The organism is Natrinema sp. LN54 (assembly GCF_052439245.1).
Lineage (GTDB): Archaea > Halobacteriota > Halobacteria > Halobacteriales > Natrialbaceae > Natrinema > Natrinema versiforme_A.
Map to the genome: position 1 here is coordinate 171741 of NZ_JBQVRP010000002.1, position 20909 is coordinate 192649.

Genomic DNA, 20909 nt, shown 5'->3' on the forward strand with positions numbered 1-20909 from the left:
TGACGGCCTGCCCTCCCCCGAGTCGCGGACTTCTCGCAGTGCTCGAAGCCCGCTCCCGGCCAGAGCATCGCGAAGGTGTCGGTTCTCTCACGATCGTGCGCGAAGTCGTTCGATCCGCTTTTCGGTCGGCGGGTGGGTGCCGAACAGCGTCCGAGTGATAACCCGTCGCGTGCGGTCGAAAAAGCGGTGTTCCTCCCACGGCGGGGGCACGATCGAGAACGCGGCCGCGGTGCGGTGCTGACGCAGGTCGCTCGCGGGTCGGCGCTCGACCGATCGATCGAGCGTCTCGAGGGCGCTCGCGAGGGCGGCGGGGTCGCCAGTGATCGCGACGGCACCGTCGTCGGCGACGTACTCGCGGTAGCGCGCGACGAGGGCGATCGACCATCGCGAGAGCGCCTGCAACACGGTCACGACCGATCCGAGGAGGCTGCCACCGGCGTAGCGCTCGCAGAACTCTACGGCCATCGACGCCGGAACCATCAGAGCCGACATGACGGCGGCGTCGCGGTTCGCGACGTGGGCGAGTTCGTGTGCCAGGACGGCCTCGAGTTCGCGATCGAGCACGTCATCGAGCAGCCCGCGAGAGAGGACGATCGTCGACTCAGCAGGGCGGTATCCGACCGTCATCGCCGCCGGCGTTCGGGTCGCGGCGATTTCGACGGTCGGCGCGGGGATTCCGACCTGCTGTGCTAGGCGCGCAACGCGGCGGCGGATCTCCTCGAGTTCCGGATTGCGGTCGGCGTCGTCCGAGAGGGGTATCGAGTCGTCCAGCGTTCGAAGCGCTGCGACGTCGCCGGACAGTTCGGTCCCCACGGTGTGAACGAGGTGCCGCCCGACAACGAACAGTGTCACGGCGACCGGAACGACGAGAACGGCCCCGCCGGCGGTCGTCTGCCCGGCGAGCCAGACGCTGCCGACGACGAGTGCGAGCGACCCGAAGAGCGCGAGGATACCGACTCGGGAACCAGCCCGTTGACGGATCGGCCCGACGATCTTTCGACGTCTCGAGGCAGGTGTGGAGTTCGTCACGTGATACCAGCCGACCAGCAGTCCGACGTAACACCCGAGGCCGACGAGGAATGCGATCGACGGGAACCCCAAGAGTAGGAAGCTCCCGCTCAGCACGACGACGTACGGCAGACCCGTCAGGACGAACACGAGCAGGAACTCGGCAGCGAGGAGGAGAAGCAACGCTCCGGTCAGGACGACGCCGGCGACGAGCGTTCGGATCCAGAGTCCGAGGTAAGTACGGAGAGTAGTCATCGGTCGCACGAGGGGTCGTTCGTCGGCTCTCGTCGACGGTTCGATCGGATTTCCCGATCGAGCCGTCTGTCTGTACTGTTCCCAGCTATCGAGTATGGAATAAGGTTCCGACTCACTGTCACGGTACTTGCCCCGTCCGATTCCACCGTTTCGAGTCGACGGAGCCCAGCGAGTACCGTTCCGGCGATTCGGGTCCACTCAGACGCTCTCGTCCCCGAGACGCTCGATCGCGCCCGCGAGCACGTCGATTCCGTGTCCGATACTGTCTTCGTCGACGTCGAACGTCGCGGTGTGGTGGCCGCCGGGGTGGTCGGTGCCGACGCCGACGTAGCAGGCCGTGCCGCCGTGTTCCTGTACCGCTCGCATCAAGAACGTCGCGTCCTCGCTGCCGCCGAGTTCGTCGCGCTCGAGGACCCGATCGACGCCCGTCGTGTCGCCTGCAACGTCGGCGACGATCGACACGAGTTCGCCGTCGCTGGTCGCGCTCGGTGCCTCCGCGCCGGTCTCGATGTCGACCTCGCAGTCGTGCATCCGGGCGGCGCTCCGGAGGACCTGCCGGGTTCGGCCCTTCATGTACTCCATGAGGTCGGTCGTCTCGCCGCGGACTTCGGCGACGATTCTGGCCTCGTCCGGGATGACGTTCGCGGCGCTGCCGCCCTCGACGACCCCCGCGTTGACCCGAGTTTTGCCGTCGTTGTGCCGGGGAATGCCGTAGAGGTTCTGCACCGCCGTCGCCATCGCTTGGACGGCGTTGCGCCCCTGTTCGGGGTGACCACCCGCGTGTGCCGACTCGCCGGTAAACTCCGCCTCGAGGTGTGAGACTGCGAGAAAGCCGTCGATGCCGGCGACGATTTCGCCGGTCGGGTGATCGAGCCCGATGTGGACCGCGAGCAGAGCATCGATATCCTGTATGTGCTCGCTTTCGGCCATCGACTTCCCGCCGCCGACGACCTCCTCGGCGGGCTGGAAGAATACTTTCAGCGTCCCAGAAAAGTCGTCGCTAGCGGCGATCCGCTCCGCGACGCCGACGCCGATCGTCGCGTGGGCGTCGTGGCCGCAGGCGTGCATCGCCCCCTCGTGTTCGGAGCGAAAGCCCGCCGCGGTAGGCGCGTGGGTCGGGTCGTCGGACTCCCGCCGGGGGAGCGCGTCGATGTCGACGCGCAGGCCGACCGTCGGCCCATCGCCGCGCTCGAGGACGGCGACCGCGCCCGTGTACCCGCCCTCGAGTCGCTCGAGCACGTCCGGGTCGACGCCGGCGTCCCGCGCCCGTTCGTACCAGTGGGTGAGCTCTGGGTCGTCGGGGACCGCCATCCGGTGATCGCCCGCGATGGCCTCGGGCCCGACGTGGAGTCCGTCGAGGTCGTCGCCCAGTCGGGACTCGAGTTCGTCGACGATGCGCGCAGTGGTGTAGAACTCCCGCCACGCGGGCTCGGGTTTTCGGTGGAGGTCTCGACGCAGTGAAACGAGGTCGTCCGCGGTCATATGTCGACCTCATCGGGAACGGTAAAAAGTGCTCCCGACGGTCACACGTCGAGACGGAGCAGGCCCGTCTGTGTCGGACGACGCTCGCTCAGTTCCCGCGGCCCGCGCCGTGGATCTGTTCGACCTCGGCCTCGATGTGGACCGAGTCCGGAAAACTCTGCGAGGCGATGTTGCGCGCGAGGCTGTCGTGGCCGTGAATCTCGAGTTCGCGGGTGAAGACGGTGTACTCCCACGAGGAGAACTGCCGGTCGTCGTCGGCGTGGAGCCGACAGCGCTGGGGGACCGAGTGCTTCTCGGGCGGATGGGAGTGGGGGCCTTTCAGCGCTGCGCCCTTTCGTTCCGCGTTGGCTTTGATGTCCTCGACGATACCATCGAGCGCGGCGCGATCGCCGCTCTGGAGGGTGAGACGGGTGACGAAGGTCATGGCTGGTACTGTCGCATACGTCGTCGGGCGGCGCGTAAAAACTTGCTGAGACGCACCGATCACCGGCGCGAGCGGTGACCGACTGCAGTCGATCGGCCGTCGTCGTCGTGAAAATCGGGTCCGGAATCAGTGTCCGTTGGACGAACAGTCCGATATTCTCTTAACGTCGCACCTGTTAGCCCAGTTAATGGCAGTCGAAGCTACGAGCGCAGGCGCGATCCTCTTCCGCGATACGCGGGGCCGGCGCGAGTATCTTCTACTCAAGAGCCGCCCAGGCGATTGGGAGTTCCCCAAGGGCGGTGTCGAAGGAGATGAAGAGCTACAACAGACGGCGATCCGCGAAGTAACGGAAGAGGCAGGTATCGAACAGTTCCGACTACTCGACGGCTTTCGGAAGGACTACGACTACGTCTTCGAGGCAAACGGCAAGACGATCCACAAGACCGTCCACCTGTTCGTCGCGAAGTCCTTCGAGGCGAGCGCGGAACTATCGAACGAACATCGCGACCTCCAGTGGCGCGATTACGAACAGGCGGTCAACACCGTCACGCAGGACGGCCCTCGAGAGATCCTCGAGGACGCCCACGAATTTCTCGACGAACTCGAGGAGGAGGACGAAGAGTAAGCGACGCACGTCGGCCGTCGCCGTCGGATAACTCCCACTGCGTGGAGTGACGACGTTACAATCGGATGGGATCACGGTTCGGCCCCGATAGCGGGTTGGGAGCGGTGCTGCCGTCGATCACGAGCCGCGGCCGTCGATCGATCGAGTAGCGCTTTTGCGCTCGTGGCTCAAATCCCCTGTGTGCCCTCTCATACCGCCGAGTTCGGATTCGAGCTCCGGACCTGCCGCTGGGCCGAGCTCGCGTGGCCGCCGGGAGCGGAATCCGAAAGCGACGGCACCGCGATCGTCGTCGCCCGCCAACTCGGCACCAAGCGCCGCCGCTGGGACACCATCGTCCTCGAGTGCGACCCCGAGGCCTTCCGGCAGCGGGCGAACTTCGGTGCCGAGCGCCTCGATAGCGATCTGCTCCACGTCGTCCGGAACGCCCCGGCGGAGTGGACCTACTACCGCGACACACTGCCCCATCCCGGCTACCCGTGGCGCTACGTCCGCGAGGCGATCCACCGCGCCGCCGACCGCGGAATCCTCGAGATCAGAAAGAACGGCAATCGCATCGAGATCCGTCGCAAGTGGGTCTATCCCGACTGGGTCGAGCGGATCGTCGCCATCGAGAACAAACCGGACCTCGACGCCAGCGCCGCCCGCGCGCTCGCCTCGCAACTCGAGTACGACGTCGCGATGGGGCTGGCCGACGAGGTCTGGGTCGCGACCGAGGAGACGGGCACACGCGTCGACCCCGCGCTCTTCGAGGACCTGCCGGTCGCGGCGGGCATCCTCGCGCTCGAGCCGGAGACGCTGACGGCCGACGTCTCGTGGTACCCGCGCTCGCTCACGGTCGACGAGCCCGGCACCCGCATCCTCGAGCGGCCCGACGGCGGGAAACGGGACGGCTCCGCCGCCCGGGTCGAATATGTCGATCCGGAAACGAAGGCCGAGAAACGGCTCGCGATCGCCGAACGGGCCTACGAGCGCGGCTGGCGTTCGTTCGTCGACACGATGCGCCCCGACTGCCGGCACTTCCAACTGCGCGCTCGAGACCCGCAGCAGGCGCTGCCGTACTGCGCCGCCAAGGGCCGCTGCCAGACGGCCGCCGAGTGTTCGGGTTCCTGTGCCGACTTCGAACCCGAGCCACCGGTCTGGCGTACCCGCGGCTGGCCGATCGAGGGCGGGCCCGGAAAACGATCGCAGCGGATTCTCGAGGAGCGCCGCCGGCGACGGCGACCGGGGCTGTAGCCCGGTCGTCGCGCTCCACGGTCAGTTTCAGTCGGAGTCGGAAACGGAGACCTCGAGGTCGTCGCGCTCCACGGTCAGTCGGAACGTCGGCACGGTCCGGTACTCGACCTCGACGACGCCCTTGCGGCGCAGGCTCTGCAGTCCCGACCGGACGTCCTCGGCCTCCGGGTCGATATCGTACTCCTCCCGGAGGCTGTGGAGCACCGACACCACGCTCTCGGAACGCTCCTCGGGTCCGGCGAGCACCGCGACGATCCGGGCCTGTAACTCGGGAACCCGGATCTTCGAGGGAACGCCGTCGTCCTCGGGGTCGCTCTCGATTCCCGGCTCGACGTCGACCAGATCGGCCGCCTCCGCGGTCGCCCGGATCAGGCTGTTGTCGTCCCGAAAGTAGTAGTCCCCGAGTTCGTTCTCGAGGTACTGGTGGACCTCGCTGCCGCTTTCCATCCCCCACCGGTCCTGTAACTCGGAATTTTTCGTCGGCTGTAGCTCCACTACGTCCGCCAACCGGTCCGTGGCCTCCTCCGAGAGCGTCATCGTAGAACCGTATGCGTATCCGGTACTTTTGCGTTGCGTCCCGCTAGTTCCGCGGAACGTCTCGTCGAGCGATTCGAACCCCGACTGACGGTCCGTCTGCCGAGGGCCGACCGGCGAGCGAGAGTCGAATAGACCCGCTCGAGCAATCGTTTCGGCGTCAATCGCTCCCGACGACCGGCACCGGGGCCGTCGCCTCGAGCGTCTCCTCGACCTGCGTATACACCAGAATCAGTCCGAGCGTCGCGAGCGCGGTCCCGAAGACGAAGGGGGCTCCGAAGCCGAACCTGATCAGCGCGCCCGAGGACAGCGGCCCGGCGGCGATCCCGTAGCCGAAGGCCATCGTGAGCACCGACAGTTTCGAGCCGGATTCGCCCTCGCCGGCGAGGTCGCCCGCGAGCGCCAGCGACGGCGCGAACACCATCGCGGCGGCGACGCCCTGGAACAGTCGAGCGACGAACATCAGCACGGAGGAGAACAGAAATCCCTGCGCGAGCGTCGTCGGGATCAGCAACACCATTCCGGTGACGATGAACGGTCGCCGGCCGTACCGGTCGCAGGCCCGCCCGATCGGCGTCTGGAGCACGACCTGCGCGATGATGAAGGCCGCGAACTGCAGGCCGAACCACGTCGCGCCCTGCTCGAGGCGGGCGTTGACCTGCGGCTGGATGGTCGAAAAGAGCGCGATCGCGGTCGCCATGAAAAACGACGCGACGCCGAGCGTGAAGATCGGATCGAGCAGGTTGGGCCCCGACCGATCGAGGATCGGAATCGAGAGGTCAGCGCCGGCGTTTGCGGCCGCCGAGTCGGAATCGGAGACCAGGATGGTCACGAGCACGTAGCTGATCGTGGCAGTGATCGCCGCGGTGTAGAAGGCGGCGTCGAACCCGGAAATCGTCACTCCGACCGGGAGCGTGTACGGGCCGAGGCTGACGACCGCGCCGGCCATCGCCGGGCCGGCACCGAAGCCGACCAGTCGGAACGTGTTGTAGACGCCCATGTTCCCGCCGCGATTGCCGGTCGTCGCGAGTTCGTTCACCAGCGCGATCGAGGCCGGGATTATGAAGGACACGCTGACACCCTGCAACCCGCGGATGGCGAGCAGTGAGACGTACGTCTCCGCGAAGACGTAGGCGAGGTTCGTCAGCGCGAGGCCGGCGAGACCGACCAGAATGAACGGCTTTCGCCGACCCATTCGGTCGGACAGGCGGCCGGTAAACGGCTGAAAACTGCTGTTGAGAAAGCCAAAGAGCGAGAGTATCAGTCCGATGATCATCGACTCCCCGAGGCCGAACGCCGTTCCGCTCACCACGCCGCTGCTCACGTACAACGGGATCACGATGATCAGAAACGAGTTCCCGATCCCGTCCGCCATCCGGGCACCCGCCAGCGCGAGCACCCGCCGATCCACGGCGAAGGGCGCGATAATCCGATCCACGAGTCTCCGCATCGACTTTCCCTGCGTGACCGCGTCCGATTATAGTTTCGAATCGAAATGTTAACACACCTGAGAGTCCGCCCCAGCGGGGCGGAGCTACAAGCCCGTCGCCCGCGTTCGTTCGGCCATGACCGATGTCAAACTCAGCCGCGTCGAAAGCGTCCTCGCGGACCTCGAGTACCCCGTCACGAACGAGCGGGCGGCGACCGAACTCGGAGCCACCACGCTCCTCCTCGCCGACGGCGAGCGAAATCTGGGGGCGCTCATCGAACAGAGCGGGAGCGACCGCTTCGAGTCGGTCGAGGACCTCGAGTCGGAACTGCACAACGTCCTCCCGCGGGAAGCCGTCGGCGAGCCGTACCAGTCGGAGGGCGAGGGATAAGCGCCCCGCGACGGTCGGAGCGCGACCGGTCAACGATCCTAAACGGGTCCCTTAAGTCGCTCGACCCCCGTAGCCCGGACAACGATGGAATTCTGCGACGAATGCGGTTCGATGATGAAAGCCGAGGACGGGATCTGGGAGTGCGGTAGCTGCGGGTACACGGAACCGAAAGGTGACGCCGACCAGTACGTCATCACCGACGACCAAGAGATCGGCGAGGTCATCGAGTCCTCCGGCGAGACCTCGCTGCCCGAAACCGACGCCCGCTGTCCCAAGTGTGGCAACGACCGCGCCCACTGGTACATGCAACAGATTCGCGCGGCCGACGAGTCCGAGACGCGCTTCTTCATCTGTACCGAGTGCGAGCACAAGTGGCGCGAGGACGACAACTAGCGAAATTTTGCGCTGCGGTCTATCGCGAGCGAGGCGCTCAGCGCCTCGCTCGCGATGTCCCTCGGCAAAATCTTCAAAAGAGCGCTTCGCGCTCTTTTGGACCTCGCGGGATCGAAGATCCCGCTCAGTTTCGATCAAAAGCACTCTTCCTTCCCCGCCAGCCGCGCAACGCGCGGCTTCTGGGTCAGTCGTCGGCCCGCTCGCTCGGCCTCTGGCCTCGCTCGCGGTGAGTCTCGGTGAACCGCCTGCCCTCCCCCGAGTCGCGGGCTCCTCGCGATGCTCGGAGCCCGCTCCCGGCCACGGCTCACTCGAGGGATTACTGAATCGGCACGACTGGGTCGAGGTGCGTCTCCGTGAGCGCAACAACGCCTCGATCGAAGAGAGTCGTCCTATTCGTTGCGCGCGATCGTCAGATAGCCGGTGTGACCGACGGGCGCAGTCGTCGGCCGCGAGCCGCGCTCGTCGAACTGCATCTCGCGTTGGATCGTCTCTCGAGTCGTCACGTCCGACAAGCCCACCTCGCGGGCCGTCTCCGCGACTTCTCGAGTCGACTCGATGAACGGGCTGTAGACTGCGACGAAGCCGCCGTCGACGAGCAGGTCGGGTGCGTGCTCGACCATCGCGGGCGCGTCGGCCGTATCGAGGGTGAGCACGTCGAACGACGAGGACTCGAGGGCGTCGATTTCCTCGGTCACGTCACCGGTTCGAACGTCGACATCGTCCTCGACGCCGCCGAGTGCCATGTTCTCGCGGGCGACGTCGGCGAAGTCGGCGTCCTGTTCGTAGGTCACGACCGACGCGCCGGCCCGTGCCATCATCGCCGCGAGCACGCCCGTTCCGGTGCCGGCGTCGAGGACGCGGTCGCCGCGAGCGATTCCCGTCTCGCCGATTACGAGGCCGATGTCGCGGGGCACCATCGGTGCGCCCGTCCGTTCGAAGTGATGAAAGAGATCCGGGCCGCGCAGTCGGCGTACCTGAAACTCGTCGCCCAGATGCGTCTCGAGGGTGTCGCCCGACTCGACATCCTCGGGGACCTCGAGGACGCCGAGGTCGGTCCCCTGTTCGCCGCCGGGTTGGACGAGGTACTCGCGGTCGCCGCGGACGAGCAGGACCGGCACGCCGTCGCTGTCGGCATCGGACGCGTCTTCGTCCGTACCGTCTGAGCCGCTCACGCGGGTCACTCGAGGGTCTCGATCGCCGCGGCGAGGTCGCCGTCGTTGTCCTCGAGTGCCTCGCGGGCCTCGTCCTCGCTGACGCCGGCTCGCGTGGCGACGAGTTCGACGTCGTCGTCGGGGATCGACGGGCCGGCATCGCTACCGGCGTCGGCACCACCAGCGCTTCCGCCGGCGGAGCCGGCCTCGACCTCTTCGGGCGAGCCGATGACCTGATAGGTCTCCTGCCCGCGGGCGTCCATCTTGGTGACCTCGGCGTCGTCGAACACGAGGTCGAACTCGTCGGTCCGAATGATGACTTCCTCGGCGTCGATGTCCTCGACGTCGATGCCCATCTGCTCCATCATCTGTTCCATCTTGCGCGGATTGAGTCCGCCGCCGCCTCCTCCAAACATACTCGCCACGTCGCCACGGGCGACCTTTTACTTTGTTGTTCAGCGGGAGCGGCGCGGTCTCCGACACCCGAATCCGACGGGGTACCCGACGATCGACGTTTTCAATCGGCGCTGGCCCGTGATGGGACGTAATGACCGACGAGATCGACGCTCTGCTCGAGGCACTGGAGCTAAAAGACGAACGCCGGACGGGGTGGGTGCTCCGCGGGATCGAGTCGCCGGAATCGGTCGCGGCCCACACGTGGGGGACGGCGACGCTGTGTCTGCTGTACGCCGATCGGGTCGAGGAGAACGTCGACCGCGACCGAGCGGTGTCGATGGCGCTCGTCCACGACCTCGGTGAAGCGCGCACGGGCGACATCGCGACTCGAGCGGACGACGGCGACCAACGGATGTCCGGCGAGGAAAAGGCGGCCCTCGAGCGGGCGGCCGTCACCGACCTCTTCGCTCCGTTCGAAGGCGGGAACGGAGATCGGGACCGCGATCTCGACCTCGAATCCCTCTGGGAGGAGTACGAGGCTCGCGAGACGCCAACCGCGCGGTTCGTCAAGGACATGGACCTGCTCGATAACTGCCTGCAGGCGCTCAAATACGAGCGCGGGGACCGCTACGACGAAACGGAGCCGAACGACGCCTTCTCGCAGTACGAGAACCTCGACGAGTTCTTCGCGACGGCCGCGCTGCGGTTCCGAACGGCGATCGGCGAACGGCTGTTCGAGGAGATCAAGGCGCGCTACGAACGGGAACTCGGTCGCGAATGTCAGTTGTAGCCGACGAACCGACCGCTTGCTGACCGCCTTTCGACCGTTCTGTCAGTCGCCCGCGGGCGCGCCCTCGCGAACGCTCACTGCCATCCCCGTCTCGAAGTCCCGAATCGCGCCGGCGTCGAGTCGCGCCGTTCCGACCGCGAGCAACTCGCCGCGTTCGTGGACGACCAGCACCTCGTCGCCCGGCCGGATCTCCTCGCCCACCTCGAGGACGAACTTCGTGAAGACGTTCTTCTCGTCGCGGACGAACGGTTCGCTCTCGTCGTCGACCACGACGCGGTAGGCGGGCTCGGCGAGGGCCGCCTCGAGTCGGCGACCGCCCTCGAGGCCGAGGGTGAACCGGCCGTCGATACCGAAGGAGACGATACGGCTCCCGTCGGCGTGGACCTGTTGGGGGCGTCCCGAGGAGGTGCGTTTGACCGTCAGCGACTCGTCGGACGGGAACAGCGCCGCGCCCGCGCCCGCACCGAACTGGTAGTCCGCGATCGTCCGGAGCTGGGGCAGGCCCGCGCTCCCGTCTGCTGGCTCGCTCATTGGCCGGGATTCGACGGGGCGGGTCGAAAGCCCTTCGACCTGTCCGCGTGCCGGCCACGTGCCGTGGGCCCTTGCAGTCGAGAATCCGACCTGAACGAAATGGTGAATATTATAATAGTCGATTCGGTACTACCGCCAGCATGGACGTCACGCAAATCGGCCTCGGGGTCGCCCTGCTCGTTATCGGCACCCTGACGCTCGCCGGTCCGGCCACGCTCGTCACGGGGCCGTTCGTCTATCTCTTGACCGGCGCAATCTTGCTCGTCTCGGGGTACGCGCTGTTGGTCGGTCTCTGGCAGTGCCGACAGCCGAACTGACCCCGCATTTGTCGTCCCGTTCTCGAGACCAGTCCGGCCGAGAGTCGTCCGACTCGACGCCGCGGCGAGTTCAGAGCAGGAACGTCTCGTGTCGGTCGCCGAGGTCGAGGAACGAATCGGACGCGGCGATCAACTCTTCGGCCGTCGAGGACTCGAAGGCCATCACTTCGACGCGGACGCCCTCGTGGCGCAGGTGCGAGCAGAGCCGCGAGAAGTCGCCGTCGCCCGTACAGAGGACGACCGTGTCGACGTGGTTCGCCAGGGTCACCGCGTCGAGGCTCATCCCGACGTCCCAGTCGGCCTTCTTCGTGCCGTCGGAGAAGGTCTTGATGTCCTTGATCTTCGGCTCGAAGCCGATGTCGGTCAACGCCTCGAAGAAACTCTCCTCCTCGGGCGAATCCGCGCGGATGACGTACGCGATGGCGCGCGTGAGCTGGCGGTCTTGGACCGCCTTCTCGAGCAGCGCGGAATAGTCGATATTCCGACTGTGGAGGCTCTGTGCCGTATGATACAGGTTCTGGGCGTCGACGAGAACGGCGACGCGCTGACCGGGATGAATCTCAGTCACGTGTTAGGCTGTCGCGGGCCAGCATAAAAATCGCGGCGTTCGGCCGTCGCGTCGACCGTCGGTCGCTCTCAGCTTCGGAGCTTCTGAATGCGCTTTTCCGTCGGCGGGTGGGTCGCGAACAGCTTCGAGAGCAGACTCTTGTCGGAGTTGAAGATACACAGCGCGTTCACGCTGTCTTGGACCTGCGGCTCGCGTCCCTGCGAGCCCTGCGAAATCTTCTCGAGTGCGCGGGCGAGCGGGTCGCCGCTGCCGATGTACTGGCGGGCGTCCTCGTCGGCGACGTACTCGCGGTACCGCGAGATGGCCAGTACGAAGATCATGACGAGCATCTGTGCGATGTTCGAGATGATCATGCCGACGAAGATGCTGCCGATGTTGCGCTCGCCGCCCATCATGTAGACCATATAGGCGACCCATCCGACCATCATCGAGATGGAACTCCCGAAGACCATCGCGAGGACGTCCCGGTTCTTGATGTGTGCGAGTTCGTGGGCGATCACGCCCTCGAGTTCGTCCCGCTGGAGGAGTCGGATGAGTTCCGTCGAGACGACGACGACGCCCTTGCCCTTTCGACCGGTCGCGAAGGCGTTGGGGACGCCCATATCCATGACCATCAGTTTGGGCTTTTTGATGCCCATATCTCGGCACAGCGAGTCGGTCATCTGATGGATCTCCTGATACTGTCCGTCTTCGGGCATCGGTTCGGCCTTTCTGGTCGCCGACCACGTCCCGATCTTGTACTGGATGGCCGGCAAGATGAGAAGGCCGACCAGAACGAGCGGCCACGCACCGGAGCCGAGCCAGAGCAGCCCGAACCCGCCGACGAGCATGTAGAACGCGAACAGGATCGAGCCGACGATCGCCATTCGCACTTTCAGTCCGAAATCTGTCATAGCTGTTGGTAAGTAACGCTCGGGGATAAATTACGCGGAATTGTATGTGAGATATCGAATAACACGGCGATCGGTCCGGTCAAAGACACAACGAATAAGTCGGATCAACACCGTTGAGCGTATATGCGCCACGTCGCTCCCTCAACCGGCGGTCCCGTCGCGAGCGGCGTCTGCCCTCGTTTTATCAAACGTAAACGCGCGTGAGTGTGCTCGCGGCGGGTTGGCACCCCGTCCCGGGGACGTTTCGACCGCGCACGGACACCACCGACCACCACTGACACCCCGCCGATCGGAACCGATACACCCTCCCGATCGGCGGCCGAGACACGACCCACCGACACCACACAACACATGAGTTCAGCAATCGACCTTTCGGGCGTCTTCCCGGCGATGTGTACGCCCTTCGACGAGGACGAGCGGATCGATTTCGAAACACTGCAGGCCGATGCCCAGCGCCTCGAGGCCGCGGGCGTCGACGGGCTCGTTCCCGTCGGCTCGACCGGCGAATCGGCAACCTTGACCCACGACGAACACGTGCGCGTCGTCGAGGCCGTCATCGAGGCCGTCGACGACGTGCCGGTCATCGCGGGCACCGGATCGAACAACACGCGCGAGGCGCTCGAGCTCTCCGAACGCGCCGCCGAAGCGGGCGCCGACGGCCTGTTGCTCATCTCGCCGTACTACAACAAGCCCGAACAGCGCGGACTGATCGAACACTACCGGACGATCGCGGACGCGGTCGACCTGCCCCAGATCGTCTACAACGTCCCCTCGCGGACGGGCCGCAACATCGAACCCGACACCGTTGTCGAACTCGCGAGCCACGACAATATTGCTGGCTTCAAGGCCGCGAGCGGCGACCTCGGCCAGATCGGCGAGATCGCCGAGTGCACGACCGACGAGGACTTCGCGGTCCTCTCGGGCGACGACGCGCTCACCCTGCCGACCATCTCCGTCGGCGGCACCGGGACGATCAGCGTCGCCGCGAACATCGAACCCGAGCGAACCTGCGCGATGGTCGGCGCGGCGCTCGACGGCGACTACGAGCGCGCGCGGAGCCTCCACCACGAACTCGGGCCGCTGTTCCGCGGGCTCTTCGTCGAGACCAACCCGATTCCGGTCAAGGAGGCCATGCAGATCCGCGGCTACGGCCCCGCTCGCATGCGCCCGCCGCTCTCCCGGCTGGCCGAGGAGTACCGCGACGACCTCGAGGCGGTACTCGCCGACCTCGAGCGCGACACGACCGAGGTCGCCGACGCGGCGGAGGGCGACCGATGACGGTCCGGCTCGGCGTCACCGGCGCGACCGGTCGCATGGGTCGCGAGGTTCTGAGCGCCGCGACGGGCCGCGAGGACTGCGAGGTCGTCTTCGCCGTCAACCGCGACCCGGACGGCGAGACCGTCGAGGGCGTCGACATCGAGCCCGCGGCCGAGTTCGAGTCGCTGGTCGCCGACCGCGAGCCGACCGCCGTGATCGACTTCACCGGCCCCGAGTCGGCCGACGACTACGCGCGGGTCTGTGCCGCCGCCGGCGTCGCGTTCGTCACCGGGACGACCGGGTTCGACGACGACCAGTACGAGGCGCTCGAGGACGCCAGCGAGGACGTCGCCGTGCTCCACGCACCGAACTTCGCGCGCGGCGTGCAGGCGCTGGTCAACGTCGTCGGCGACGCGGTCCGGAACTTACCCGGCTACGACGTGGAACTCGTCGAGACCCACCACAACGGCAAACGCGACGCCCCGAGCGGCACCGCGAATCGCCTGCTCGAGGAGATCGAAGCCAACGGGGAGTTCTCCGAGCGCACGCACGGCCGCGAGGGCGAGGCCCCCCGCGAGGCGGGCGAGATCGGCGTCCACGCGCTGCGAGCGGGCGACGTCACTGGCGAACACGAGATCGTCATCGCGGGCAACCACGAGGAGGTTCGGCTCACCCACCGCGCGGAGGACCGCGGCGTCTTCGCCGCGGGGGCGGTCGACGCGGCGGTCTGGATCGCTGGACAAAAGGCAGGGTGGTACGACTTCGCGGACGTGATCAGCGAATGAGCGCACTCGAAACCGAAATCGGCGAGCTGTGGGACCGCAAACAGAACGGCGACATCAGCGCCGAGACCGCCGGCGAAGACGAATACGCGACGCTCGAGGCCTTCCTCGACGCGCTCGAGGCGGGCGAGGTCCGCGCCGCCGAGAAACAGGGCGGCGAGTGGGAGGCAAACGAGTGGGTCAAGCAGGGCATCCTGCTGAACTTCGGGCTCCGCGACATCCAGCAGTACGACCACGGCGGCACGACGTACAACGACGTGCTCCCGCTCGCGGACTCGAGCGCGTACGGCGACCGCGGGAGCCGCAATACGCCGGACGGTACGGTCGTCCGCCGCGGCGCGAACATCGGCTCGGACTGCATCCTGATGAGTCCCGCGTTCGTCAACATCGGCGCTCGGGTCGGCGACGGTACCCTCGTCGACTCCTGCGATACGGTGGGCTCCTGTGCACAGATCGGCGACAACGTCAAACTCGGCGCGAACACGCTCATCGGCGGCGTCTTAGAGCCCGTCGAGAACGCGCCGGTCATCGTCGAGGACAACGTCTCGCTGGGCGCGGGCTGTCGCGTGACGAGCGGCTTCGTCGTCGGCGAGAACAGCGTCGTTGGCGAGAATACCCTACTCACCCCCCGAATTCCGGTCTACGACCTCGTCGAGGAGGAAGTCCTCTACGGCGAACTGCCGGCCGATCGCCGCGCGTTCACGCGGTTCGTCGAGTCCTCGATCAGCGACCACGACCTCTTCGACGGCGGGGCCTACAAGCCCGCCGTCGTCGCGACGGATCTGGAGACGGAGACGCTCGAGGCGACCGAACGCGAAGACGCGCTGCGCGAATAGCTGCCCTTTCGAACGGCTTTCTCACGACGACAGTGTGACACACCGCTCGATAGTGGCCGACGTAGCCGCGGGTCCGTATACGATCGAAGATTGGTGGGGAAGGGGATACGGACAGTGGGAGGATTTTTCACTGTTCCCCCGATAGAGAACGGTAATGAGCAAACGGGCAGAGGCCGACGACAGGGGTCGAATCGTTATTCCCCACGAGATCCGTGAGCGACACGGCGACCGGTACCGCGTCGTCGAACTCGACGATCGTGTCGAACTGATCCCGCTGCAAGACGATCCGATCGAGGGGCTTCGAGACGCCGTCGGTGACGCTTTCGACGGCAGGTCGATCGACGAGATCAAACGAGAGGCGCGTGAGGCCGCTCGAGAAGACGCGACGGACGACACGAGCGAGTAGGATCCGATGATCTACGCCGACACCGACTTCTTCATCGCACTGGTGAAAAACGACGACTGGCTGCAGGATCGGGCGGTTGAGATCGCACTCGAGAACGAGGGAGAGATCTACACGTCACGCGCGACGCTACTCGAACTGCTCGTGATCTCCGATCGGTTCGAGTTCGATCGAATGGAAGCACTCACGTACGCGCTCGAGATCGCGTCGGTCCCCGAAGACGAAGCCGTCCTGTTTCAGGCGGCGGACTACATGGAACAGTCGGGACTCACTGCGTTCGATGCGTACCACGTCGCCTACGCGGACGAGGACCCGATCGCTTCGTCGGACAAATCGATCGGCGAGGTGGCGGCCGATCGGATCGCGATCGAAGAAACGGAATCGACGTAGCGGAGAAGCCAAACGCTCGAATTCTCCTGGTACTTGCATACGCTACTGGCTGACGCCGCGGCTTTGTCGACCGTTCACCGCCTCTTCGACTGGGACGTGGCCGAACTACTGGCGCTCGTCCCCGACGTAGGTCACCTCGACGCGCCGAGAGAGATAGCCGAGCAGCGAAATCCCGAGCAGCGGCGCGAAATACGTCAACAGGAAGTCGAGATTGCGTGCCGACAGAGGCGGTTCGCTCTCCTCGGTCAGCGTAACGTACTGAAACGTCCCGTCCTCGAGTCGGAGCAGCGTATCGGCACTCTCGACCTCACGGTGGGACCGGGCGTCGCCGCTCCGTGCGGCTTCGGCGACGGTCGGCGACACCTCTGCGGCCGTCACGGGGCGACTCACGTCCTGTAGCACCTGCTCGAGGGTCGTCCGCTCGAGGGCCAGATCGATGCGGTAGTCGCCGTGCCGCTGGACCGACTCGTTCGCGATGTAGGTCGTCTCGTAGACGCTCCCGTTGAGGAGGACGTACTGGTAGCGGTCGTCGACCGGCGGCCGTACGCGACCGACACTGCCGTATTGGATATCCGTCGGGACGGTCCGATTCTCGAGCAGTAATCGCTCGAACGCACACGGTCGGACCTCCCAGGGTAACCCGTCCGTACAGGCGATCTCGTCGCGAAGCGGCGTTTCGTGCGAGACCATGTCGCTGTCGGCATAGTCGATGCTGCCGTTGCCGGCTGTCACCGCCGTCCCCTCGTACCGATAGGTCGGATCGTCCAAGTGCAACGGGAGCGCCCACAGCGGCGCAGCGAGCAACCCGAGCGCGAGGAGGGCGAGACCGACATCGCGACGGAACGAGGAGGGCATCGAGCGAATGTCCCGAGAGCAGCGAGATAATATTTATTATCCAACCATGGGTCGGCGTATGATATCCGGTTGGACCGTCGGACCGCGGAGTGAGACGGTAGCCCGGAATCCAAACCTTGAATTCTCACGGTCGCGTGGACATGACAATGACTGACGCTGCGGATTCGTTGCCCGTTCGCCGCCTCTCCGACTGGGACGCGGCCGAACTACTGGCGCTCACTGAGGAGTACGGCTCGCCGCTATACGTCCTCGACCTCGAGCGCGTCCGACAGAATTACCGGCGGCTCGAGGCCGCGTTCCCCGACGCCGACATCCTCTACGCAGTGAAGGCGAACGCGCTGGGCGACGTGCTCTCGACGCTTCGCGAGGCAGGTGCGGGCCTCGAGTGTGCCTCAGCCGGGGAAGTACAGCGGGCGCTCGAGGCGGGCGCGTCCGGGGCCGAAATTCACTACACGGCGGTCAACCCGCCCGCTCGCGACCTCGATTGGATCGTCGATACGTGGGACGAGCACCCGGACCTGACGGTCACCGCTGGCTCCGAGGATACGATCGACCGCCTCGAGGACCGCGGCTACGACGGTCGGCTCTGTCTGCGGGTGAATCCGGGGATCGGCGCCGGCCACCACGAGAAAGTGCGGACGGGCGCTGCCGCGAAGTTCGGCGTCCCGGCCGAGCGCGCCGTCGACGTGCTTACCGACGCCGCCGACCGCGGCTTCGACGTCGTCGGGATCCACGCCCACGTCGGCTCCGGCGTCTCGAGCGACCAACTCGACGCCCACCGGGAGTTCGTCGCGCGGATGGGGGATCTCGCTCGGGAGGTGAACGAGGCGCTACGCGCCTCGGATGGCCGAACGGGGAGCGAAACGACCCGTGAGGCGAGCGAGGCTGTCGACGGCCTCGAGTTCGTCGACGTCGGCGGCGGCTTCGGCGTTCCGTACCGCGAGGACGAGGACCCGCTGGACCTCGAGTCGGTCGCCGATGCGACGCGCGACGCGCTCGGCGAGATCGACGCCGAACTGACGATCGAGCCGGGTCGCTACTTCGTCGCGGACGCGGGCGTGCTGCTGACCGAAGTCAACACCGTCAAGGACGCCCGCGAGACGACCGTCGCCGGCGTCGACGCGGGGATGACGACGCTGATCCGGCCCGCGATGTACGACGCCTATCACCCGATTCGGAACCTGACCGCCGACGCGCCCGCCTCGAGCGATCGCACCGAGCGCGCTGCCGACGGCCGCGAGACGGCTCCCCAGACCGTCGCCGGCCCGATCTGCGAGAGCGGCGACGTTTTCTGTACGGACCGCGAACTACCGGTAAGCAAACGCGGGGATCACCTCGCGATCGGCAACGCGGGGGCCTACGGCTACGAGATGGCGAACCAGTACAACTCCCGACCCCGGCCCGCGTCCGTCGTCCTCGCGGACGGCGACGCTCGACTCGCTCGCCACCGCGAGACGGTCGACGACGTGACGCGGCCGGAACGCGAGGCGCGGCGGGCCTCGAACGCAGACCGAAAGAACGACCACGGCCGAGCGAGCGACACCGACAACGACGAACGATAGCACGATGACTGTCCCATTCCAGAAGTACCACGGCACCGGCAACGACTTTCTCATCATCCACGCGGACGAACACGTCCCCGACCGGGGGGCACTCGCCGAACGCGAGTGCGACCGGACCGACGGCGTCGGTGCCGACGGGGTCCTCTTTCTCGCCCTCGAGGACAAATTCGATCCGCCACGCGTCGTGATGACGCTGTTCCAGCCCGACGGCGCGACGGCACCCATGTGCGGCAACGGCGCCCGCTGTGCCGCCGAGTGGGCGATGGACCGCACCGGCACCGACAGCGTGATGATCGATACGCAGGCGGGCACCCTGCGCGCCGAATGCGACGGCGAGGACGTCGTCATCGAAATGACCGACCTCACGTTCGACCCCGACGAGATCCCCGTCGACGCCGCCGAACCCGTCCTGAACGAGGAGATCGAAGGGCTCGAGGTCTCGATGGTCAACACCGGTGTCCCCCACGCGGTGAGCTTCGTCGACGACGTCGACGCCGTCGACCTCGAGGAGATAGCCCCGCCGGTACGCTACGCCGACGTCTTCCCGAAGGGAACGAACGTCTGCGTGGCCAGCCCCGACGGGAACGGCGGCTTCCGCCAGCGCACCTACGAGCGCGGCGTCGAGGGCGAAACCGACTCCTGTGGCACCGGCGCGGTCGCCATCGCCGTCGCGGCCCGCCGCCTCGGCCTCACCGACGCCGACCCGGTCGACGTCCATCCGCCGGGCGGCGATCTCCGGATCAGCTTCAACGAGCGCGGCCGCCCCACCCTCGCCGGCCCCGTCGAACACGAGTTCGACGGCGAGGTAGCCGTCGAGTCACCGGTCGAGCCGTGACGGACACCGATTCCGCCGGCGGAGCCGGAGGCGACGGCACGTTCGACCCCATCGCGTTCCTCGAGACTGCCGTCCAGCGGCCGTCCCACGAGGATGTCGGTCCGATGCGGGAGTTCCTCTGCGAGACGCTCGAGGCCCGCGGCGTCGAGCCCCGCGTCGACGACGCCGGGAACGTGCTGGCGAGCCGGGGGGTTCCGGCGAGCGACGCCGAGACCCACGTCGTGTTGAACACGCACATCGACACCGTCTCGCCGCACGTCCCCTACGAGCGCGACGACGCTGGTAACGATGCAACTGCTGTCGACGACGCCGGTGCCGACGGCGGCGTCATCCGCGGCCGCGGCTCCTGTGATGCCAAGGGTCCGCTCACGGCTCTGCTCTCGGCCTTTTTCGCGGTCGAACCGACCGACAGCCGGGTCACGATCGCGATCACCCCCGACGAAGAGGTGCTCTCGACGGGTGCCTACGCGCTGGTCTCCGGCGACGACTCGCCCACGCGCGACGCGGACGCGGTGATCGTCGGCGAACCCACCGATCTGGACGTCTGTACGGCCGCAAAGGGGCGGTTTCAGGGAACGATTCACCTCTCCGGTGCCAACGCCCACGCCGCCGAACCCGAAACCGGAACGAACGCCGTCGCCGCCCTCGAGCCCGTCCTCGGGGCGATCCGGACCTTCGGCGAGCGCGCGGACGCGCCGCCGACCCACCCGCAACTCGGCGCGGCGACGCTCACCCCGACCGTCGTCGAGGGCGGCGAGGCGACCAATCAGGTGCCGGCCGACTGCGCGCTGACGGTCGACCGCCGCAGTGTCCCACCGGAAACGGCAGACGAGTTCCACGAGGCACTGACCGCACACCTGCGAGCCGCACTCCCCGAGGACGTAGGCCTCGAGTTCCGCTTTACCGACCGGCCGACGCCGTTCCTCGAGGCGTGGGACACCGATCCCGACGCGCGAGTCGCCCAGACGCTCGCGGCCGCCAGTGGCGGCGAGATCCGTCCCTTTATGGCGGCGACCGAGGCCTCCTACTTCGCGGCCGACGCTCCGACGGTCGTCTTCGGGCCCGGCGTGCTCGCCGACGACGAAGGGGCCGTCGCGCACGCGCCGCGGGAGTACGTGCGGGTCGACGCCGTCCACGACGCCGCTCGGGCGCTCGAGGCGACGCTCGCGGAACTGGTCGGGTAACGCCGTTCGGAACAATTGGTCGACGCTCGAGCGAGCGATCGTTCGAGCCTGTCGACAGGCTGGCCGCTACGTCACGAGAGAGATGACTCCGCCGAGGAGCGCGAGGACTGCGCCGAGTGTCATGAGATGGATCACTCGGCCATCGGGAACGGCCGGATCGTCCGAAACGTACCGCTCGTAGATCGCGCTGAGGACCATCCCGATTCCGCCGATCGACAACCCGGCGGCTGGAATGGTCACGTTTCCCGAGACGAGGGTGGAGAGGCCCGTGAGCCCGAGAACGCTGCCGGTGACGGCCATCGACGCGTGATAGCGGAGAGCGGGTCGCACGACTCGACATCGGCTCGGTCGGACAATATCCTTTCGGTTCGCTAACCAGTTCGGG

Annotated in this window: 26 protein-coding genes; 14 read left to right on the forward strand and 12 right to left on the reverse strand. The window is 66.7% G+C overall.

Annotated elements, in window-relative coordinates; translation table 11 throughout:
* Positions 1 to 87: 87 nt before the first annotated feature.
* The 3 genes from ACT4ML_RS05965 to ACT4ML_RS05975 all read right to left on the reverse strand — a co-directional run bounded on the left by ACT4ML_RS05965 (position 88) and on the right by ACT4ML_RS05975 (position 3169).
* Positions 88 to 1263 carry a M48 family metallopeptidase gene (locus ACT4ML_RS05965; protein ID WP_444720040.1) on the reverse strand — a complete coding sequence of 392 codons (1176 nt, stop codon included), beginning with the start codon at positions 1261 to 1263 and terminating at the stop codon, positions 88 to 90.
* A 198-nt stretch (positions 1264 to 1461) separates the two neighbouring features.
* Entirely contained in the window at positions 1462 to 2745 is a 1284-nt protein-coding gene (locus ACT4ML_RS05970; RefSeq protein WP_444720041.1) for an amidohydrolase, read from the reverse strand.
* 88 nt (positions 2746 to 2833) lie between these two features.
* On the reverse strand, positions 2834 to 3169 hold the full coding sequence (locus ACT4ML_RS05975; protein WP_444720042.1) for a 30S ribosomal protein S10: 336 nt from the start codon (positions 3167 to 3169) through the stop codon (positions 2834 to 2836).
* A 187-nt stretch (positions 3170 to 3356) separates the two neighbouring features.
* On the opposite strand from ACT4ML_RS05975, the gene ACT4ML_RS05980 reads away from it, so the two are divergent.
* Both ACT4ML_RS05980 and ACT4ML_RS05985 read left to right on the forward strand, forming a co-directional pair.
* Positions 3357 to 3794: a bis(5'-nucleosyl)-tetraphosphatase gene (locus ACT4ML_RS05980; RefSeq protein ID WP_444720043.1), complete on the forward strand. Its 438-nt coding sequence runs from the start codon at positions 3357 to 3359 to the stop codon at positions 3792 to 3794.
* A gap of 180 nt (positions 3795 to 3974) precedes the next feature.
* Positions 3975 to 5027, forward strand: coding sequence for a DUF5787 family protein (locus ACT4ML_RS05985; protein WP_444720044.1), 1053 nt, complete (start codon positions 3975 to 3977; stop codon positions 5025 to 5027).
* 27 nt (positions 5028 to 5054) lie between these two features.
* On the opposite strand, the gene ACT4ML_RS05990 is transcribed toward ACT4ML_RS05985, so the two are convergent.
* Positions 5055 to 5564 carry a DUF5797 family protein gene (locus tag ACT4ML_RS05990; protein ID WP_138246144.1) on the reverse strand — a complete coding sequence of 170 codons (510 nt, stop codon included), beginning with the start codon at positions 5562 to 5564 and terminating at the stop codon, positions 5055 to 5057.
* Positions 5565 to 5721: 157 nt separating this feature from the next.
* Entirely contained in the window at positions 5722 to 7011 is a 1290-nt protein-coding gene (locus tag ACT4ML_RS05995; RefSeq protein ID WP_444720045.1) for an MFS transporter, read from the reverse strand.
* A 115-nt stretch (positions 7012 to 7126) separates the two neighbouring features.
* On the opposite strand from ACT4ML_RS05995, the gene ACT4ML_RS06000 reads away from it, so the two are divergent.
* Positions 7127 to 7381: a DUF5789 family protein gene (locus ACT4ML_RS06000; RefSeq protein ID WP_444720046.1), complete on the forward strand. Its 255-nt coding sequence runs from the start codon at positions 7127 to 7129 to the stop codon at positions 7379 to 7381.
* 84 nt (positions 7382 to 7465) lie between these two features.
* A complete protein-coding gene (locus tag ACT4ML_RS06005; RefSeq protein WP_444720047.1) occupies positions 7466 to 7774 on the forward strand; it encodes a transcription factor S in 309 nt (102 codons plus the stop codon).
* A gap of 389 nt (positions 7775 to 8163) precedes the next feature.
* Here ACT4ML_RS06005 and ACT4ML_RS06010 read toward each other — a convergent pair whose 3' ends face one another.
* Both ACT4ML_RS06010 and ACT4ML_RS06015 read right to left on the reverse strand, forming a co-directional pair.
* A complete protein-coding gene (locus ACT4ML_RS06010; protein ID WP_444720048.1) occupies positions 8164 to 8955 on the reverse strand; it encodes a methyltransferase domain-containing protein in 792 nt (263 codons plus the stop codon).
* Positions 8952 to 9341, reverse strand: a complete 390-nt coding sequence (locus ACT4ML_RS06015; RefSeq protein ID WP_138246138.1) for a nascent polypeptide-associated complex protein — start codon at positions 9339 to 9341, stop codon at positions 8952 to 8954. Before ACT4ML_RS06015 ends, ACT4ML_RS06010 begins: the two co-directional genes overlap by 4 nt.
* Before the next feature lie 131 nt (positions 9342 to 9472).
* On the opposite strand from ACT4ML_RS06015, the gene ACT4ML_RS06020 reads away from it, so the two are divergent.
* Entirely contained in the window at positions 9473 to 10111 is a 639-nt protein-coding gene (locus tag ACT4ML_RS06020; protein ID WP_444720049.1) for an HD domain-containing protein, read from the forward strand.
* 42 nt (positions 10112 to 10153) lie between these two features.
* On the opposite strand, the gene ACT4ML_RS06025 is transcribed toward ACT4ML_RS06020, so the two are convergent.
* Complete coding sequence (locus ACT4ML_RS06025) at positions 10154 to 10642, reverse strand: PUA domain-containing protein (protein ID WP_444720050.1); 489 nt, start codon at positions 10640 to 10642, stop codon at positions 10154 to 10156.
* A 140-nt stretch (positions 10643 to 10782) separates the two neighbouring features.
* On the opposite strand from ACT4ML_RS06025, the gene ACT4ML_RS06030 reads away from it, so the two are divergent.
* Positions 10783 to 10959 carry a hypothetical protein gene (locus ACT4ML_RS06030; RefSeq protein ID WP_175416446.1) on the forward strand — a complete coding sequence of 59 codons (177 nt, stop codon included), beginning with the start codon at positions 10783 to 10785 and terminating at the stop codon, positions 10957 to 10959.
* A gap of 70 nt (positions 10960 to 11029) precedes the next feature.
* Here ACT4ML_RS06030 and ACT4ML_RS06035 read toward each other — a convergent pair whose 3' ends face one another.
* Together ACT4ML_RS06035 and ACT4ML_RS06040 are read right to left on the reverse strand one after the other, a co-directional pair.
* On the reverse strand, positions 11030 to 11527 hold the full coding sequence (locus ACT4ML_RS06035; RefSeq protein ID WP_444720051.1) for a LabA-like NYN domain-containing protein: 498 nt from the start codon (positions 11525 to 11527) through the stop codon (positions 11030 to 11032).
* A gap of 68 nt (positions 11528 to 11595) precedes the next feature.
* Positions 11596 to 12420 (reverse strand): M48 family metallopeptidase, encoded by an 825-nt coding sequence (locus ACT4ML_RS06040; RefSeq protein WP_444720052.1) that lies wholly within the window; start codon positions 12418 to 12420, stop codon positions 11596 to 11598.
* A 351-nt stretch (positions 12421 to 12771) separates the two neighbouring features.
* On the opposite strand from ACT4ML_RS06040, the gene dapA reads away from it, so the two are divergent.
* From dapA to ACT4ML_RS06065, 5 genes are all read left to right on the forward strand, one after another.
* On the forward strand, positions 12772 to 13698 hold the full coding sequence (dapA, locus tag ACT4ML_RS06045) for a 4-hydroxy-tetrahydrodipicolinate synthase (protein WP_444720053.1): 927 nt from the start codon (positions 12772 to 12774) through the stop codon (positions 13696 to 13698).
* Positions 13695 to 14462: a 4-hydroxy-tetrahydrodipicolinate reductase gene (dapB, locus tag ACT4ML_RS06050; RefSeq protein ID WP_444720054.1), complete on the forward strand. Its 768-nt coding sequence runs from the start codon at positions 13695 to 13697 to the stop codon at positions 14460 to 14462. Before dapA ends, dapB begins: the two co-directional genes overlap by 4 nt.
* A complete protein-coding gene (locus ACT4ML_RS06055; RefSeq protein WP_444720055.1) occupies positions 14459 to 15295 on the forward strand; it encodes a 2,3,4,5-tetrahydropyridine-2,6-dicarboxylate N-succinyltransferase in 837 nt (278 codons plus the stop codon). The genes dapB and ACT4ML_RS06055 overlap by 4 nt, the downstream gene beginning before the upstream one ends.
* Before the next feature lie 154 nt (positions 15296 to 15449).
* The gene (locus ACT4ML_RS06060; protein WP_444720056.1) at positions 15450 to 15701 is read left to right on the forward strand and encodes an AbrB/MazE/SpoVT family DNA-binding domain-containing protein; all 252 of its coding nucleotides are present in this window, start codon (positions 15450 to 15452) and stop codon (positions 15699 to 15701) included.
* A gap of 6 nt (positions 15702 to 15707) precedes the next feature.
* Positions 15708 to 16088: a type II toxin-antitoxin system VapC family toxin gene (locus ACT4ML_RS06065; RefSeq protein WP_444720057.1), complete on the forward strand. Its 381-nt coding sequence runs from the start codon at positions 15708 to 15710 to the stop codon at positions 16086 to 16088.
* A 105-nt stretch (positions 16089 to 16193) separates the two neighbouring features.
* On the opposite strand, the gene ACT4ML_RS06070 is transcribed toward ACT4ML_RS06065, so the two are convergent.
* Complete coding sequence (locus ACT4ML_RS06070) at positions 16194 to 16943, reverse strand: hypothetical protein (protein ID WP_444720058.1); 750 nt, start codon at positions 16941 to 16943, stop codon at positions 16194 to 16196.
* A 146-nt stretch (positions 16944 to 17089) separates the two neighbouring features.
* Here ACT4ML_RS06070 and lysA point away from each other — a divergent pair, with 146 nt between their 5' ends.
* Genes lysA through ACT4ML_RS06085 form a run of 3 tightly spaced genes read left to right on the forward strand, consistent with a single transcriptional unit; the run spans position 17090 to position 20524 of the window.
* Complete coding sequence (gene lysA / locus ACT4ML_RS06075; protein WP_444720059.1) at positions 17090 to 18505, forward strand: diaminopimelate decarboxylase; 1416 nt, start codon at positions 17090 to 17092, stop codon at positions 18503 to 18505.
* A gap of 4 nt (positions 18506 to 18509) precedes the next feature.
* Entirely contained in the window at positions 18510 to 19340 is an 831-nt protein-coding gene (gene dapF, locus ACT4ML_RS06080; protein WP_444720060.1) for a diaminopimelate epimerase, read from the forward strand.
* A complete protein-coding gene (locus ACT4ML_RS06085) occupies positions 19337 to 20524 on the forward strand; it encodes a M20 family metallopeptidase (protein ID WP_444720061.1) in 1188 nt (395 codons plus the stop codon). Before dapF ends, ACT4ML_RS06085 begins: the two co-directional genes overlap by 4 nt.
* Positions 20525 to 20590: 66 nt before the next feature.
* Here ACT4ML_RS06085 and ACT4ML_RS06090 read toward each other — a convergent pair whose 3' ends face one another.
* A complete protein-coding gene (locus tag ACT4ML_RS06090) occupies positions 20591 to 20854 on the reverse strand; it encodes a hypothetical protein (RefSeq protein WP_444720062.1) in 264 nt (87 codons plus the stop codon).
* Positions 20855 to 20909: the final 55 nt, after the last annotated feature.